The 14,963-nt window shown below is 71.3% G+C and carries 11 protein-coding genes and 1 pseudogene; 2 read left to right on the top strand and 10 right to left on the bottom strand.

Annotation, left to right across the window (positions count from 1 at the left end):
- Window positions 1-58: 58 nt before the first annotated feature.
- The 4 genes and pseudogenes from ABZ939_RS20260 to ABZ939_RS20245 form a co-directional block, all read right to left on the bottom strand.
- Window positions 59-769, bottom strand: a complete 711-nt coding sequence (locus ABZ939_RS20260; RefSeq protein WP_361856684.1) for a sulfite exporter TauE/SafE family protein — start codon at window positions 767-769, stop codon at window positions 59-61.
- Window positions 766-2,154 (bottom strand): amidohydrolase family protein, encoded by a 1,389-nt coding sequence (locus tag ABZ939_RS20255; protein WP_361856681.1) that lies wholly within the window; start codon window positions 2,152-2,154, stop codon window positions 766-768. The genes ABZ939_RS20260 and ABZ939_RS20255 overlap by 4 nt, the downstream gene beginning before the upstream one ends.
- Complete coding sequence (locus ABZ939_RS20250; RefSeq protein WP_361857101.1) at window positions 2,151-3,548, bottom strand: uracil-xanthine permease family protein; 1,398 nt, start codon at window positions 3,546-3,548, stop codon at window positions 2,151-2,153. The genes ABZ939_RS20255 and ABZ939_RS20250 overlap by 4 nt, the downstream gene beginning before the upstream one ends.
- A 353-nt stretch (window positions 3,549-3,901) precedes the next feature.
- Window positions 3,902-4,752 (bottom strand): annotated as a pseudogene (locus ABZ939_RS20245) (aldo/keto reductase).
- A 211-nt stretch (window positions 4,753-4,963) separates the two neighbouring features.
- Between ABZ939_RS20245 and ABZ939_RS20240 the strand changes: the two are divergent.
- Window positions 4,964-5,401, top strand: coding sequence for a hypothetical protein (locus ABZ939_RS20240; protein WP_361856679.1), 438 nt, complete (start codon window positions 4,964-4,966; stop codon window positions 5,399-5,401).
- A 23-nt stretch (window positions 5,402-5,424) separates the two neighbouring features.
- Here ABZ939_RS20240 and ABZ939_RS20235 read toward each other — a convergent pair whose 3' ends face one another.
- From ABZ939_RS20235 to ABZ939_RS20210, 6 genes are all read right to left on the bottom strand, one after another.
- Window positions 5,425-6,528 carry a GNAT family N-acetyltransferase gene (locus tag ABZ939_RS20235; protein WP_361856676.1) on the bottom strand — a complete coding sequence of 368 codons (1,104 nt, stop codon included), beginning with the start codon at window positions 6,526-6,528 and terminating at the stop codon, window positions 5,425-5,427.
- Window positions 6,529-6,535: 7 nt separating this feature from the next.
- Entirely contained in the window at window positions 6,536-7,888 is a 1,353-nt protein-coding gene (locus ABZ939_RS20230; RefSeq protein WP_361856673.1) for a beta-galactosidase, read from the bottom strand.
- Entirely contained in the window at window positions 7,885-8,979 is a 1,095-nt protein-coding gene (locus ABZ939_RS20225) for a glycosyltransferase family 4 protein (RefSeq protein WP_361856670.1), read from the bottom strand. Before ABZ939_RS20225 ends, ABZ939_RS20230 begins: the two co-directional genes overlap by 4 nt.
- The gene (locus ABZ939_RS20220; RefSeq protein WP_361856668.1) at window positions 8,972-10,585 is read right to left on the bottom strand and encodes a phospholipid carrier-dependent glycosyltransferase; all 1,614 of its coding nucleotides are present in this window, start codon (window positions 10,583-10,585) and stop codon (window positions 8,972-8,974) included. The genes ABZ939_RS20225 and ABZ939_RS20220 overlap by 8 nt, the downstream gene beginning before the upstream one ends.
- Before the next feature lie 73 nt (window positions 10,586-10,658).
- Window positions 10,659-13,190: a hypothetical protein gene (locus ABZ939_RS20215; protein WP_361856665.1), complete on the bottom strand. Its 2,532-nt coding sequence runs from the start codon at window positions 13,188-13,190 to the stop codon at window positions 10,659-10,661.
- Between the two features lie 549 nt (window positions 13,191-13,739).
- Entirely contained in the window at window positions 13,740-14,606 is an 867-nt protein-coding gene (locus tag ABZ939_RS20210; RefSeq protein ID WP_361856663.1) for an AraC family transcriptional regulator, read from the bottom strand.
- A 202-nt stretch (window positions 14,607-14,808) separates the two neighbouring features.
- Here ABZ939_RS20210 and ABZ939_RS20205 point away from each other — a divergent pair.
- Window positions 14,809-14,963 (top strand): acyl-CoA dehydrogenase family protein (locus tag ABZ939_RS20205; protein ID WP_361857099.1); only part of this gene is annotated, 155 nt, incomplete at its 3' end.

Below are 14,963 nucleotides of genomic sequence, written 5' to 3'. Positions count from 1 at the left end.
GCCCCGAACGAACCGGACCCCGAACCGACCGATCCCCGAACGAACCGACCCCGGGCATTCAGATCCCGAGCATGAGGACCACCCCCGAGACCAGGGCGAAGAGGAGCACGAACAACCGCATCCGCCGTGCGTCCAGGCGGTGGTGCACCAGGCGGCTCAGCCACGCCCCCGCGGCGATCGCGGGCACGAGGACGAGCGCCCAACCGAGGTCCGCGGGGTTCCCCTCCCCCGTCGCGAACAGCAGGAGCAGCGAGGCGACTTCACCGACGAGGAAGCACGCGGCGACGGTGGACCGCAGCTCGGCGGGCGGCCGGTGCTGGTAGACCAGCGCGAGGGGCGGGCCGCCGACGCCCGTCGCGGTCTCCGTCAGACCGGTTACCGCACCGGCTCCGACATAGGCGGCCCGGCCGGGTGTGAACGCGGGTGCGGCCAGGCTCACGACGGCCGCGAGCACGGTGGCGAGGCCCACGAACAGGCCGAGACTGCGGTCCGGGATCAGCCAGAGCAGCGCCAGTCCGCCTGGCGTGGCGGCGAGCCGGGCGGCCGTGATCCAGCCCGCGCCGCGCAGATCGAGCGAGGCCCGCTCCCGCCAGGCGACGTACACGTTGAGCGGGATCATCGACGCCAGGACGAACACCGGGAGCAGGCCGGGATCCAGGATGCCGGCCACCGGGGCGACGATCAGGGCGAAGCCGAGTCCGCTGCTGCCCTGGACGAAGGCGGCGGCGGTGACCGCGGCGGCGAGCACCGCCAGTGTCTCGGTGGTCACCGCGCCGTGCTCCGTTCCCGTGCCGCCGTGGACGTGGGGTGTACGCGGGTGATGGCGGCCCTTCCGACAGCGGCTCGGGCCAGTCGGGCCGCCTCGCGCACGAGAGCGGGGCCGTCCCAGTCGACGGGCCGGCCGCACCACAGGCGCATGCGGCCCGCGACGAACACGGCGGTGATCTGGTCGCGGTTGCCGCGTCGTACCAGCTCCCAGGGCAGGTCCCAGGAGAGCGCGAGTTCAGGGTTGGTGACGTCGACCAGGAGGAAGTCGGCGGCCAGGCCCTCGGCGATCGTGCCGGTCCGCGCGCCGAGACCGACGGCGTCGGCGCTGCCGCGCGTGGCGTGGTCCAGCCAGGTCCAGCCGGCGCCGCAGGACGAGTCGCCGGTGACCAGACCGTACGCGAGCCGCTGGGCGAACTCGGCCGCCTCGGCGAGCCGGAACGCGTCGCCCCGGGTGCCGTCGGTGCCGAGCCCGAAGCGGACGCCGCGTTCGGCCATGGTGGTGGCGGGCGCGACGGCGTTGCCCTTCCAGGCGCTGGCGACGGGGTTGTAGCTGACCGCGGTCCCGGTGTCGGCGAGCAGGGTGAGCTCGCGCGGGGTGAGGAGGGTGGCGTGCGCGGCGAGCAGTTGGGGGCCGAGCGCGCCGATCCTGTGCAGGTGTTCGAGGGGGCGCAGTCCGTGGCGTACGAGGGAGCGTTCGACGCCGGCGAGGTGCTCGTTGACGTGGATCTGGACGACGGCACCGGCCTCGGCGGCGAGGCGGGCGGTGAGCCGGAGGGTCTCCTCGGTGGCCGCCTCGGGAATGGAGACGGCGAGGGAGGGGTGGACCAACGGGTCGCCGTCGTAGCGCGCGAGATGCTTCTCGGCGCTGTCCGGGGCCGAGGGGTTCTCGGTCCCGGCGTCGTCGCAGACCAGCCCCAGGACGCACCGGATTCCTGCGTCGCGGGCGGCGGACGCGACCACGTCGACGTCCACACCGGCCCGGGTTCCGGCGTCGGCGACCGTGGTGAAACCGCCGCGCAGCGCTTCGAAGGCGGCCAACTTGGCGGCCACGTAAGCCGATTCCTCGTCCAGGGCGCCCTCCAGCGGGACCCACACCCTGCGGAAGATCTCCGAGGGCTCGCCGAAGGCGAGCGCGGAACCGAAGCTCTGTGTGAGGTGGTGGTGGGCGTCGACGAAGCCGGGCATCAGGAGGTGGCCCGGCAGGGCGACGGGGTCGAGGTGCGGATGTGTGCGCGTCAGCTCCACGGCGGGCCCCACGGCGCGGAAGGTGCCGTCGGCGACGACGGCCGCGTGGCCGTCGGCGGGGCCTTCGGGCAGCAGGACGGCGTCCGGCAGGAGGAGGAACGGGCCGGGGCCGTTCAGGAGATCGCGGGTGAGCCGGTTCATCGGTCGCTTTCCGTACAGGCGGTGGCCGGGCGGGGCGGGGCAGGACGGGTCGAAGCCAGGCGGGCGGTGATGCCCGGCCTGACGTGGTGGAAGAGGATGTTGAGGACGGCGGCGACGAACGCACCGACGGCTACGCCGCTTTCGAGGAGGATGCGGACGTTCGGCGGGAAGCCGCCGTACACGCCGGGAACGAGGATGGGCAGCAGGCCGAGCGCGAGGGCGACGGCGCAGATGAACGTGCTCGTGTGCTTGTCGAGGTCGGAGCGGCCGAGCATCTGCACGCCGAGCACGGTGATCACGGCGAAGACGACCATCGCGGTGCCGCCGACGACCGCGGACGGGATGACGCTGATCGCGCGGGTCACGGGGGCGAGGAACCCGATGGCGACGAGGACGACGCCGGCCGCGGCTGTGACGTACCGGCTGCGCACACCGGTCACGCGGACGATCCCGATGTTCTCGCCGCTGGTGACCATGAGGGGCAGCCCGAAGAACCCGCCGAAGAGCGAGGTGAGGGCGTCGCCGCGGACGGTCTTGGGGACGTCGGCGCGCTTGTCGATCTCCTTGCCGACGGCTTCGGCGTTGATGACGGTCTGCCCGGTGGCCTCCGCCATGGAGGCGAGGCTGTAGAGCATCAGCGGCAGCGCGGCGATCAGGTTGAACTGCGGTGAGCCGAACGGCATCAGCTGCGGCATGCCGAGCAGGCCGCCGTCGGTGGCGCGGCCGAGGTCGATGCTGCCGAGGAGCGCGGCGAGACCGGTGCCGGCGAGGAGTCCGAGCATCACGGCGAGCTGGCGCAGGATGCCGCTGGAGAGCAGGTAGAACGCGACGGTGAACCCGATGGTGGCCATGCCGAGACCGAGGTTGGTGGGATCGGCGAAGCCGGGGCTGCCCGGGCGTCCCGTGACGAGGACGGCGCCGACCTTCACCAGGTTGATGCCGACGATGACGATCATCGTGCCGATGACGAGGGCCGGGAAGAAGGCCAGCAACCGGGAGAAGACGGGCAGCACGACGAAGTAGAAGGCGGCGGTGAGGATCACCGCGCCGGTGGCCGTGGGCAGTCCGTGCTGTTCGGCGATGGCGAGGAAGAGGATGAGCGGCGCGCCGCCCGGCAGCATCACGAACGGCAGACGGGGCCCGAACTTCCACGGGCCGAGCGACTGGATGAGGGATCCGACTCCGGAGAGCACGAAGGCCGCGGAGAGCAGGTTGACGGTCAGACCGGGGTCGAGGCGGAGGGTCGCGCTCATCAGGAAGATCGCCGAGATGGGGGTGGCGGCCATGACGAGGACGTGCTGGATGCCGAAGAGCAGAATCCGGCCGAGGGGGCGGGATTCGTCGACGGGGTGGGGCGTCGCGGGTGCGGGTGATCGGTGATCCGTGCCGGGCAGGGTCTGGCGGGGACTGGACACGTTCGAGCTCCGTTCGGGCGTTGCTGCGCGCTCGGATTTCGGCCGCGATCCGGCCCTGGACGGAGAGCCAAAACGAGGTGGCCAAATCGATTTGGCCGCCAGTATTGAAGGGGAAGGGCCGAGCGTCAAGGGGTGCGGCAGCGATGCGGAGCCGACACGACGAGCAGCCATAAGCTTGGGCATCCGGCCGGGCTCGGCAGGGCGGCATGGTGCTGTGGCGTGATCACGGTGGACTGCTCGCGGTGAACCGTTGGACGGAGTGGGGGGCCGGGCGGGTGCGCCGGGTGTTTGCTTGGGGGCACCCGCGGCCGGCGAGGGGCGTCTGGGGCCGCTCAGCCGTCCAGGCGGCGCCCCGCCATCCGGGTGACCACCTCGGGGTCGCGGTGGTCGAAGAACAGCGAGCTGCCCGCGTCGAGGGTGGCGATCCGGGCCATCTGCTCGTCGGTGAGCTCGAAGTCGAAGACGTCGATGTTCTCGGCCATGCGCTCGGCGCGTACCGACTTGGGGATGGCGACGACGCCGCGCTGAGTGAGCCAGCGGAGCACGACCTGGGCGACCGACTTGCCGTACTCTTTGCCGATCTCGGCGAGCAGCGGGTTGGTGAACAGGTCGTTCCTGCCTTCGGCGAAGCCGCCCCAGGACTGGATCTGCACCCCGTGCTCGCGCATGAGGTCCTGGTAGTCGGCGCGCTGGAAGAAGGGGTGGGTCTCGATCTGGTTGACCTGCGGGGTGATCTCGTTGTTGACGATCAGGTCGATCAGCCGGTCGGGGTAGAAGTTGGCGACGCCGATCGCCTTGGCCGCGCCTTCGCGGTTGAGCGCCTCCATGGCGCGCACTGGCCGTAGACGTCACCGAAGGGCTGGTGCATCAGGTACAGGTCGACGTAGTCCACGCCCAGCTTGGCCAGCGACGTCTCGAACGCGCGGCGGGTGTTGTCCTCGGCGGGGGCGTCCTGCACCCACAGCTTGGTGGTGACGAACAGCTCCTCGCGCGGGATGTTGCCGGACCTGATGGCGCGGCCGACGGCTTCTTCGTTGCCGTAGGCGGCGGCGGTGTCCAGCAGGCGATAGCCGGCGGCCAGTGCCTCGGAGACGGCGCGTTCGGTGTCCTCGGCGGGGATCTGGTAGACGCCGAAGCCGAGGAGCGGCATCTCGACGCCGTTGTTGAGGGTGACGGTCTGCATGAGCGGAAAGTCCTTCGCTGGGCGGGCGGGTGCGGGTGATCGGGGGCGTATGAGGGCCTTGAGGCCTGGCGGTCGGCCATGGCCCGGTAGGCGTCCGGTGCCTGGTGGAGGGTGGAGGTCTGGTCGAAGACGCGGCCGGGCGTGATGGCGTCTCCCTCGTTCACCTTCGCCCGGATTGCTCCGGTGTGGCAGGGCGGGCTCTTCAGGGGTAATGGCAGGGCCCCCCTCCCGTCCGCGGAGCGGGGGCCCGTCGGGTGAGACTGGAGTCATGGCATCCCAGAGCGCGCACAGTGAGGGCGCCGAGCTGGGCCGCTTCCTGCGCGCCCGCCGCACCCGGACAGGGACCCCCGACGCCTCCGACCTGACCAACCTCGTCGGTGAGCTCCTCCTCAAGAGCCCCGACTTCGCCCGGCTGTGGGAACGCTACGAGGTCACCGGCCGCAAGCCCGCGCAGAAGACCTTCCACCACCCCCGCGTCGGCACGGTCACGCTCACCGCCCAGTCCATGCACCTGGAAGGCACACCCGGCCGGCGCATCGGCGTCTACACCGCCGAACCCGGCACCCCCGACCACGACGCCATAATGCTGCTCGACATGACAGCGCCCGTGGCCGCGCCCGGACAGGAGACTCCGCACGCATCGACCTGACCGCTGTTCTCGCCCCGTCGCCGTCACAGACTCCGGGTCCGCCGGTCCCGCAGACGGTCGACCGTGCCGACCGCTCGGACGGCGGCGCGGTGCACGGTCGGGTTGGCGTTGACCGCCGTACGGGCGGTTCGGCCCGACGCCATCCGCAGCCGGCACAGAGCCGCCTTGGCCGTGTGCGCGTCGACGTATCCCTCGGTGAGGGGAAGCTCCCGCGTCCTGAGATCGGCCTTGTGCGCCTCGGCGCCCTTGCCCAGGTCGATGTGGACGATGCCGCGTTCCGCCGCGGCCTCGGCGAGCTTGAGGTACAGCAGGATTCCGGGCGAGTACCGGGCGAACCGGGTGTCGTAGGCGGGGAACCAGCCGGCGATCACCTGGCGCGAACGCAGCCCGTAGCGCATGGCGACGGGCTCCTCCCCCGCGTAGAGCACCGACAGGATGCCCGTGCAGGACTCGGAGGACCTGTCGAAGAGCTCATGGAGGATCGCCCGGAACCACTCCTGGGAGATCAGGTCCCGGCGCCCCTTCGCCCGCAGCTGGTCGGACTTCCAGCGCACCAGGGTGTCCAGCAGCCCGGGTTCGGACGTATGGAAGACGAGCCGGACCGGGCCCGCTTCGCGGGTCAGTTTCCGCTCCTTCTTCCGCGCCGACTGGACGAAGCTGTGCCGGAGGCGCTCGGGGTACGGGCGGTCGTCGCCGTTCAGCTCCATGATGGACGAGCCGATCCGGGCGCGCGTCGTGCCCACGGTCTCGAAGGGGGTCTGTCCCTCCGCGAGGTGGTCGTACTCCCAGATCGCGATGTCACATGCCTGGAGCAGCGCCAACGGGTCCCAGTCGAGGCCCGGTTCGTGAATCAGACCCTGGCAGTCGCAGAAGCCGGAGCCGATGGGTTTGCCGGAGCCGAGGGCATGCCGTTCGAAGGGGAAGAATCCGACCGTACGAGGGCCCTCCGGGCCGGGCACCGTCAGCCGGGCCACCCGGGCGCTGGCGCGCTGGTGCCCGACGGCCCGGGTGAACTCCGGCGAGAGGAAGGGGTTGGAGAGTATGAGGTCGGCGCGCTGCATGGCGCGCCATGCGCCGAGGTCGGCAGCCGTGAGTTCGTCGGGGCGGAGGACCGTGACGTCCATCATGATCACCTCAGTTGTACCGGGAGATCACAGCGGCATAGTCCGCGAGTGACGAACCCGGGGTGTCGTCGTAGAGGTTGCTGTCGAACGCCCACATCAGTCCCCTCAGTCCGCAGGACTTCATCTGGTGCGCGGCGTCGTCCATGACGCCGGGGTAGTAGTCGCTCACGTGGGTCCCCGCGCTCTCACCGTTCAGCAGGCGGAAGCCGTATTGCCGCGCGATGTTGCTGATCCAGCGCATCGACGACCACTCGCCCTGGATGTGGGGGGGTGGGTCGAGGACGTTCACCTCGCCGTCGGTGGCGGCGCAGCCGTTGTTCTCCGGGTCGCCCGTGCCGTCGACGAGCGAGGTCGACACGATTTCCACGTTCGGGTGCTTGTCGATGTGGCCCAGCGTCATGAAGAACCCCACCCCGAGGGCGACCAGCCGGGCGTTGTCGGCCGCCGGGTCCAGATGTTGGTCGACGACGCGTTCGAAGGTGCGTGGGTAGTAGCCGCTGCCCGGCACGAGGACCTTCATGAACCCGTCGTAGCGCAGCGACATGTAGTGATCGACCTGCCAGTTGACGGCGTCGGCCAGGGCGCGCAGATACCAGGCGTACCACTCGCGGACCTGTTGCTCGGTGAACTCCTTTCCCCGGTAGTCACGCTCTCCTGGTTCCCAGCCGGGGTACGGGTTGTCGGGGATCGTGGCCGGCCGCCCCGCGCCGGACGGGCTCTGGGCGTTGTCGTCGTACGCCCAGTAGTAGACCTTCTCCTCGCCGTCGTCGCGATCCGGGCCGCCCGTGGGATAGGTGAACTCGCCCGAGCCGCTCACGACGACCCGGATGGCCCAGAAGTTCTCGAGACCGATGTCCCGGGCCACCCTGTCGACATAGCGCTGCGCCTTCTCGCGCACGGTCTGGCTGAAGACCATGTTGGGGGTCTCCGTGAGGCTGTCCCCGTACTGGTTCACGTACGCGGTGTCCTCGTAGTCGTCGAAGAGCCAGTCCGGGGGGTGGTTCAGGCCCAGGCTCGCCTCGATGAGCATCCCCGCCTCCTGGAAGTCGTCCAGCTCGCGTCTGACGCTGTCGAGGTACCGCTGCGAGAACTCTCCCTCCCGGGGCTCGTACTCGTCCCATTCGATCTGCAGATGGGCGACCTCAAGACCCTTGCTCCGTTCCAGGCGCGCCTTGTCGGGCATGGTCTGCAGGGTCCCGAAGTAGTAGTGCGAGCCCCCGGCCTCCTGGGCCTGGGGGACCTGGACGCAGGCCACGACGAGGAGCACGGCCGCGAGGATGCCGACGTGCCTCCGGTGGCGCGCCGCATGGTCGACCACGCGTCCGATCGCGCGCCTGACCGCGTCTCGCCGTACCGGTGTCATCTCAGGGTCTCCTGGTACAAACGTTCGTACTGCGCTCGGAAACGGTCGGGTCCGAACCGCTCCTCAACCGTGGCACGCCCCTGCTGCGCGAGCATCTCCCAGTACTGCGGCTGCTCGAGCACCCGCGTCAGCAGGGCGCCCGTCCGCACGCGGTCCCCGGCGCGAGCGCGCAGCCCCGCGTCGCCCAGCGCGGCGAACTGCGGAAGATCGCTGAGGATCACGGGGCGTCCGGTGGCCAGCGCCTCCAGGACGACGAAGGGGACGTCCGCCTTCCCACCGAGCCTGCGCGGCGGGAAGAGCAGCACGTCCGTCGACGCCAGCAGCCCCGGCATGTCGGGCACGAAGCCGTGGACGTCGACGCCGGGAAGCCCCTCCCGGGCCGCCAGTGCCTCGAGCCCCGCCTTCATCGCGCGCTCGTCCTGCCCCAGCCGGCCCCGCATGGCCAGCACCAGCCGGAACCGTGCCCCGGAGCGATACGCCTCCGCCGCCGCCTCGATCGCCTCGCGCGCGCCACCCTCCGGGTCGTGATGACCGGCGAACAGCACGACGGGCAGGCCCGGGGTGCGCGGCCGCCACGGCCACCGGTCCAGCGGGATCACCGGCTCGATCACCCGGACGTCTCCGAATCCGGCCGCGCGCAGCTGCCCGGCCGTGGCCTCCGACAGGGCGACGGTCACCCCCAGCGGCCGGGCCCGCTCCAGCAGAGCGGTGTCCATCACGCCGGGCACCGTGTGGATGACCGGACCGCCCCCGAGGAGACCCCGCCGCAGCCGGGAGAACAGCGGGTACGCCGTCCCGATCGTCAGGACCGCGTGCACCAGATCCGTACGGCGCGCCAGGACGCTCCCGACGAGGGCGACCTGAAGTCGCTCCGCGAGGTGGGGGGCGCCGTCCCGCGACACGATGGGCACACCTCGGCCACGGACCGGACCGGACGGCCCGTTCGGCGGCCACCGGGTGAACCACAGGAAGTCGCGGTCCGGCATGCAGTCGGCGATCGACGCGGCCAGCCGGGTGTCGGCTCCCGCCCCGCCCTCGTACGGGCAGCTGGTGAAGAGCAGCACGCGACGGCGCGCCGAGCGGCTAGCCACCGCCATCGCCCACCAACGGCACCGGCGGGACCGGCAGCCGGTACAAGGCCACCTCGCCGTACGTGCGGCCGTGGAAGGAGAAGATCACCGCACCCTGATCGGTGAGGTGCCGTGCCTCCTGCGGGGTGAACGCGGAGTAGTTCTGCTCGACCAGCCGCCACGGCACGACGACGTACACGACCTGTTTCTTCGCCCGCTCCTCCGGCGTACTCCAATGGCCCATGTTGTAGCGGTCCTGCAGGACCAGGGTCAACGAGCCGCTCAGGGACGTGATCGGGGTGCCCGCGGGCACGTGCTCCTTCATGTACTGGCGCAGCCGCGCGTACCCGTCGTCGGGTTGCGATCTGGCCGATCCGTAGGCGATCCCGGACCATGCCAGGGTCAGCGCCAGCACGAAGACCGTCGCGAGGCGCGGGTCGAGGACGCGCCGCCGCCGAGGCACGGTACGCCGCTTCCGGTGCTCCCGTTGCGTGCCCTGTTCCCCTTGTCCTTCCCGCTCCTCCTGCTTCCCCCGCCTCCACAGCCGTACGGCCGTCATGGCCAGGACCACCATCGTGGGCACGATCAGCAGGTACAGCTCCTGCTCCTCCAACGTGCCCTTGAGGACGGCGTAGACGAGGGCGACGGCCGCCGACGCGTACCAGAGCCCCAGGAGGCGCTCGACCTTACCGCCGTGACGCAGCAGCGGGATCGCGGCCAGGGGCGCCAGGATGAGGAGGACATAGGTGCTCCCGTAGTTCGGCACCTGGGCGAAGAGCCGATCGTAGAGGGGTGGCGTGCCCCCGGCGTTGAAGCCGGTCTCCTGTACCTGGCCCAGAAGTCGCCTGACGCCGTGGGTCTTCACGTCCCACATCGTGTCGAAGTGGCCCGCCGCCGCCACGATGCCGACGTAGATCGCGTACGGCACGCAGGCGAAGCCGGCGGTGAGCAACGGCAGCGACCGCCGCTTGGGCCAGACGAAGAACACGGCGGCGAGCAGGGGCAGCACGGTGATGAGGGCCGCCACGTCCTTGGTCAGGATGGCCAGCCCGAAGAGGAGCCCGCCGGCGGCGGCCCTCCCGCGTGCCCTGGCCCGCGTCTCCTTCTCCGCCAGCGGCAGCAGCACCAGATAGCCGAGCAGCACCCAGAGCATCATGGACGTCTCGATGAGGACGCGTCCGTTGAGCCGCAGGATGTACGGGTCGAGGGCGAAGAGCAGGCCCACGGCGACGGCGGCCCAGGTGGATCGGGTGACGCGCGTCATCAGAACCACCAGCAGCGCGGCGCTGATCCCGGCGAGCAGCGCGTTGAGCAGCCGCACCTGGTATATCCCGGCGATGACGTCGGCGCGCGAACCGAACAGTTGCTCCCAGCCGCCCACGAGATAGAAGTAGCCGGGCGGGTGCAGGAAGAACAGCCCGCCTCTGTGCCGGGGGAAGCCGCCCTCCTCCACGGAGTGACCGATGCGCCAGTAGTAGACCTCGTCGCCGAACACATCCGCCGCCTGGCCGTACCCGACCAGTCGGACCAGTCCGGTGAGCAGGCCGGCGGCAAGAGCCACCGCCCAGAGCGGCATCGTCCGGAACCACGCCATCGACAGCGGCAGGGCCCTGCTCACTACAGCCATGGCGCGCCTCCGCCCCCACCGTCCGGATCGGACCCACGGAGAAGCAGGCGCCCGAGCAGCAGGAGGCGGCGCTTCATGAGAGCACCATCCTTCGCCTCTTGGCGACGACGAGCGGCACCCGCAGAGCCGCCTCGCGCGCCGCGACCAGGGTGCGCCCGTGGCGCAGGAGGTACAGCGAGTGCTCCGCGCCCACCTGGAGCGACGCGACCACCGGCAGCGGCACCGGCAGCCTGACCGGCAGCCCCCGGTCCAGGCGGTGCATGGCCCGGATCGCGACTCCGAGCGCCCGGTCGCTCCCGGCGAGCCATCCCTCGCGTGCCGCCTCCCGCCGCGCCTCGGCCACGATGTCCGTCAGCAGCAGGTCCCGCAGCGCGAAAAGCTCCGACAGGTCGAGGGTGAGGTTCTGGAACAGGCCGTGCGCCAGCCAGATGCGCATTTCGTCCGCGGGGTGGGGCACCAGCCATGCTCCCCCGTCGGGCGAGGCCCGCTCGAAGAGGCGCCGGGTGGGCACCACGGGGACGCCGAACCACGACACGGCGGTGTGCAGATGGGCGGCCGGGCCGCGCGGCGGTTCCAGCAGCACCTTGGTGGACCGCTCGAGCCAGTACGTCGAACGGTGGACGTACCAGCCCTGCAGAGCGTCGCACGCGGCCTCCCAACGTCCGTCGGGCACCACCAGGTCGAAGTTGCCGTACACGTAGTCGCCGGCCAGGTCCGCCTTGATGAGCACGGTGGGGATGCCCACCGCGTGCAGGCGGTCCGTGACCTCGCAGAGGTTCTCCCGGAACAGTTCGTTCTCGGCGTCCACCTCGGCCACGACATCCGCCAACTGGCGCGGATACGCCCGCGCGAGCCTGCCCTCCACCTGGTTGTCGCGCGCGAGTGCCAACGCGCTGCGCAGCGCGGCGTCGTCGGCCGGCCGGACGTTTCCGCGCCAGACGGCTTCCACGAGGAGACGGTTGGATCGCTTGTCCGCGCGACGGGCTCGGACCGCCGAGTCGTCCGGGACCGTGGATTGGTAGGTCATGGCTGCGCCTCGATGGTCGTGGTCGGAGGTCATGGACGTCGAAGGCGGGGGCACCGGGGGCGCCTCCGTCGGTGTACCCGGCGGTTCCTCGGTCGGTTCGGCCGTCTGTTCGCCGGTCGGCTCGCCGCTCGGCGCGCCGGTCGGATCCGTGGCCGGTTCGGGGGCCGGTTCCCGTGCGGGGTCCGGTGCCCCGGGTCGCCGCAGGAACTGCTGGACGGCTCGGAGGCCGACGAGCGTCGCGGCGATCAGCCACACGCGCGGATACGGGTGCAACAGCACCAGCACCCCGGTGAGCAGCACCGGTTCCACGATGGGGACGCGGCCGAGGACGGCCACCCCCTGGCGGCGGATGAGCCGGTAGAGCAGCAGGGCGAGCGCGAAGACGCTGCCCAGCGCCCCGCCGACGGCGATGCCGATGACGTCGTTCACGCGCCAGCCCGCCAGGACGGCGGCGGTGAAGCCCACCAGGCCGACGAGTTGCCAGCGCGCGCAGGCGTAGTCGTCGACGGCCTGGGAGAAGGTGACGACCAGATTGATCGTGCCCAGGGCGAAGCCCGTGACCGCGGTGAAGGCGATCAGGGCGCCCATCATGCTGTAGTCGGCGGGGAAGACGGCGGTCAGGACGGGGCCCGGCACGGTGGCGATCGCCGCAACCAGCGGCAGCGAAGCGGCGACGTACATCCGTACGGCGCTGGCGCTGAGCGAACTGCCGGCAGGCCGCCGGGACAGCGCCGGGAAGAACGCCATGGACACCGCGCCGGCCACGAACAGCGGTACCCGCGACAGCGTGGTGCTCGCCTGGTAGCTCGCGGCGGCCGCCCGGTGCACGGGCAGCATGGTCACCAGCACCACGTCGATCGCGGCCATCAGCGCCACGAGCCCCTGGAGACGGGCGATGCCGGAAGCGTGGCGCCACAGGTCCCGGTTGGCCGAGGCGCTGCGCCAGGGCCGTCCGCTGCCCTGCGGAAGGGACGGCCACCACAACAGGAACAGCAGGGCGCCGACCCCGAAGGCCGCCAGCGCCCCGGCGTCGCTCAGCCCGAGGGCCACGACCAGGAAGATGCCGACCGCCGCCTTCAGTAGGACCTCGCCCACCTGCAGCAGCGACAGCGTCCGCAGGCGCTCCTCACCCTGCAGCCAGCCCGTTGTCACCGTCCGTACGTAGATCAGGACCGTGGCGAGCGCCAGCACGGCGGTCGTGGCGGGTCCGGCGAACTGGACGGCGATGGCGGCGACCACGCCGCCCATGACGAGCCCGCCACCGATGCTCGTGAGAATGGCGAAGCGGCCCGCGTCGCCTCGCTCGGCATCCGACCGGGCGCGGACCAGCGCTTGCGCCAGTACCCACGGGATCGTCACCGTCGCCACCGTCACGGCGCTCAGCAGCAGCCACTGGCCCGCGACGAACCGCGCGAAGGCGCCGACGTCCAGCAGTCTGGTCAGGAGCAGGGCGAATCCGTAGTTCACGGCGCCGATGATCAGGGCGGCCGCGGTGAACCAGCGGGCGCCGTGCACCGCCGTCACCACGTCCGGACGGGCGGCCGACCGGGGCTTCGTCTGCCCGCGGAAGCCGGTCATGAGGGATCCCACCCGATGGTGGGGCACCCGATGGTGGGGCGCAGAGCGGGAAGAGCCTGCGCGGCGGCGTCGCCGCCTTCTGGGCCGCCGTCGGTGTCGTCGCCGCGGCGCCCGCCTGCCCGTGCGGCGATGGCGTGGGTGCGGCGGCGGCGAGAGGTCGCGCTCCTGCGCGGGGCGGGACGGTGCGCATGGGATGCGGTCGTGATCCGGTCCGACGCGCGGCGCCGCGGGTGGGCGCGGGCCCCCTCGGGGAACGTGCGTGGGGTGGAGCCTCGCAGGCCCGGGACCCTCGCGGCGGGCCAGTCGGCGGCGCGCCGCAACGGGTGCGGGGCGGGCGCTGGCGCCCAGTGGGGCTCGGCGGCGAACACGAGGTCCCCTTCCGTTCCATGGGTCCCGGACGGGGCGGGGCTGTTCTCCATCCTCAAGGGCTCCGCAGAAGCCAGTCAAGATATTTTGCAGAGCTTTGGGTGATTTCATACCCGATGTACGGTTTACGACCGCGCCTCAGCGGAGCGGGTGGCACAGCGCGCGGCTGTGCCACCCCCCACCTCAGGAGGTGGACCGCTCCACCGGGATCCAGAGCTCCGCCTCCGCCGTGGCCCCGTCCTCCGCCACGCTCACACGCAGGATCTCCGGGCCCGGCCTGCTCCGGTACGGGTTCGAGGGGAACCACTGCGTGAAGACGTCCCGCCACAGGTGCTGAAGCGCCTGCGGGAACGGGCCCTCGTTCTCGAAGACGGCCCACGTCCCCGCCGGGACGGGCAGGACATCCATGTCCTCCGGCGCCTCGGCGCGCGTCACCACGCCGTGGTAGTAGTCGAGTTCGGTCCCCTCCGCCCGACTCGGGTCGAGCTGGTCGCTCACGGCGACGATCCCCGCCGGCTCCTGGTCCGACAAGGCCGTGATGCGCCGCAGCGTCTCGGGGCCGATGCCCCGGATGAACTCCGCGATGGCCGGGTTGATCCCCTCGTGGACGAGCGGAACCCGGGCCTTCCTGCCGACCACGCGGAACTCTTCCCTGTCCGCGATCCTGTATCGCATGGTGCTGCTCCCTTCGACGATGAGCCGGAAGGACATCCGTGGCTGGGAGCGCAGCGCCGCACCGGTCCGCCGGGCCTCGCCCGGCCCCACGCCGTGGACGGCGCGGAACGCACGTGCGAACGCCTCCCCCGAGCCGTAGCCGTAGCGCGTCGCGACGTCCAGCAGCGTCCGCTCGCCTGCGAGCACCTCGGCGCCCGCGACGGTCAGCCGCCTGCGCCGGATGTACTCCGAGAGCGGAACGCCCGCCAGCGCCGAGAACAGCCGCCGCAGGTGGTACTCCGACGTCATCGCGATCCTCGCGAGGTCGGCCGCCTCGATCGGCCCGTCGAGATGCGACTCGATGTGCTCCATGGCCTGGTTCAGCCGCTCCAGCACTCCGGACTCCTTCCCTTTCGCCCACCACGCTAGGAAGGGACCACCCTGCCGGACCCGACATCCTGTGCCCGAATCGGTCGGGCCGCGGCGTATCCAGCTCGTGGATCTGGAGCATGCCGTCACCCTAGCCACTGGCATCATGGCACTGAGTGTGTTTTGCTGAGGGTACTCAGTGCCACAAGCCTTAGGGGAGCTCGCCATCATGGGCAAGGACTTCGACCTGTATCGCCCGTCCGAGGAGCACGACATGCTCCGGGAGTCGGTCCGTGCGCTGGCGGAGGCGAAGATCGCGCCGTTCGCCGCGGCGGTGGACGAGGAGGGCCGGTTCCCGCGTGAGGCGCTGGACGCGCTGGTGGC

Source organism: Streptomyces sp. NPDC046712, from assembly GCF_040645695.1.
Classification (GTDB): domain Bacteria; phylum Actinomycetota; class Actinomycetes; order Streptomycetales; family Streptomycetaceae; genus Streptomyces.
Note: the sequence above shows the minus strand (reverse complement) of the source record. Positions and strands in the feature narration are given on the sequence as shown.

Excerpts from the sequence above, each read along its gene's own strand:
- ABZ939_RS20230 (WP_361856673.1), bottom strand. The coding sequence starts at position 7,888 with ATGACACCGGTACGGCGAGACGCGGTCAGGCGCGCGATCGGACGCGTG.
- ABZ939_RS20240 (WP_361856679.1), top strand. The coding sequence starts at position 4,964 with ATGGCAGGGCCCCCCTCCCGTCCGCGGAGCGGGGGCCCGTCGGGTGAG.
- ABZ939_RS20220 (WP_361856668.1), bottom strand. The coding sequence starts at position 10,585 with ATGGCTGTAGTGAGCAGGGCCCTGCCGCTGTCGATGGCGTGGTTCCGG.
- ABZ939_RS20215 (WP_361856665.1), bottom strand. The coding sequence starts at position 13,190 with ATGACCGGCTTCCGCGGGCAGACGAAGCCCCGGTCGGCCGCCCGTCCG.
- ABZ939_RS20255 (WP_361856681.1), bottom strand. The coding sequence starts at position 2,154 with ATGAACCGGCTCACCCGCGATCTCCTGAACGGCCCCGGCCCGTTCCTC.
- ABZ939_RS20235 (WP_361856676.1), bottom strand. The coding sequence starts at position 6,528 with ATGATGGACGTCACGGTCCTCCGCCCCGACGAACTCACGGCTGCCGAC.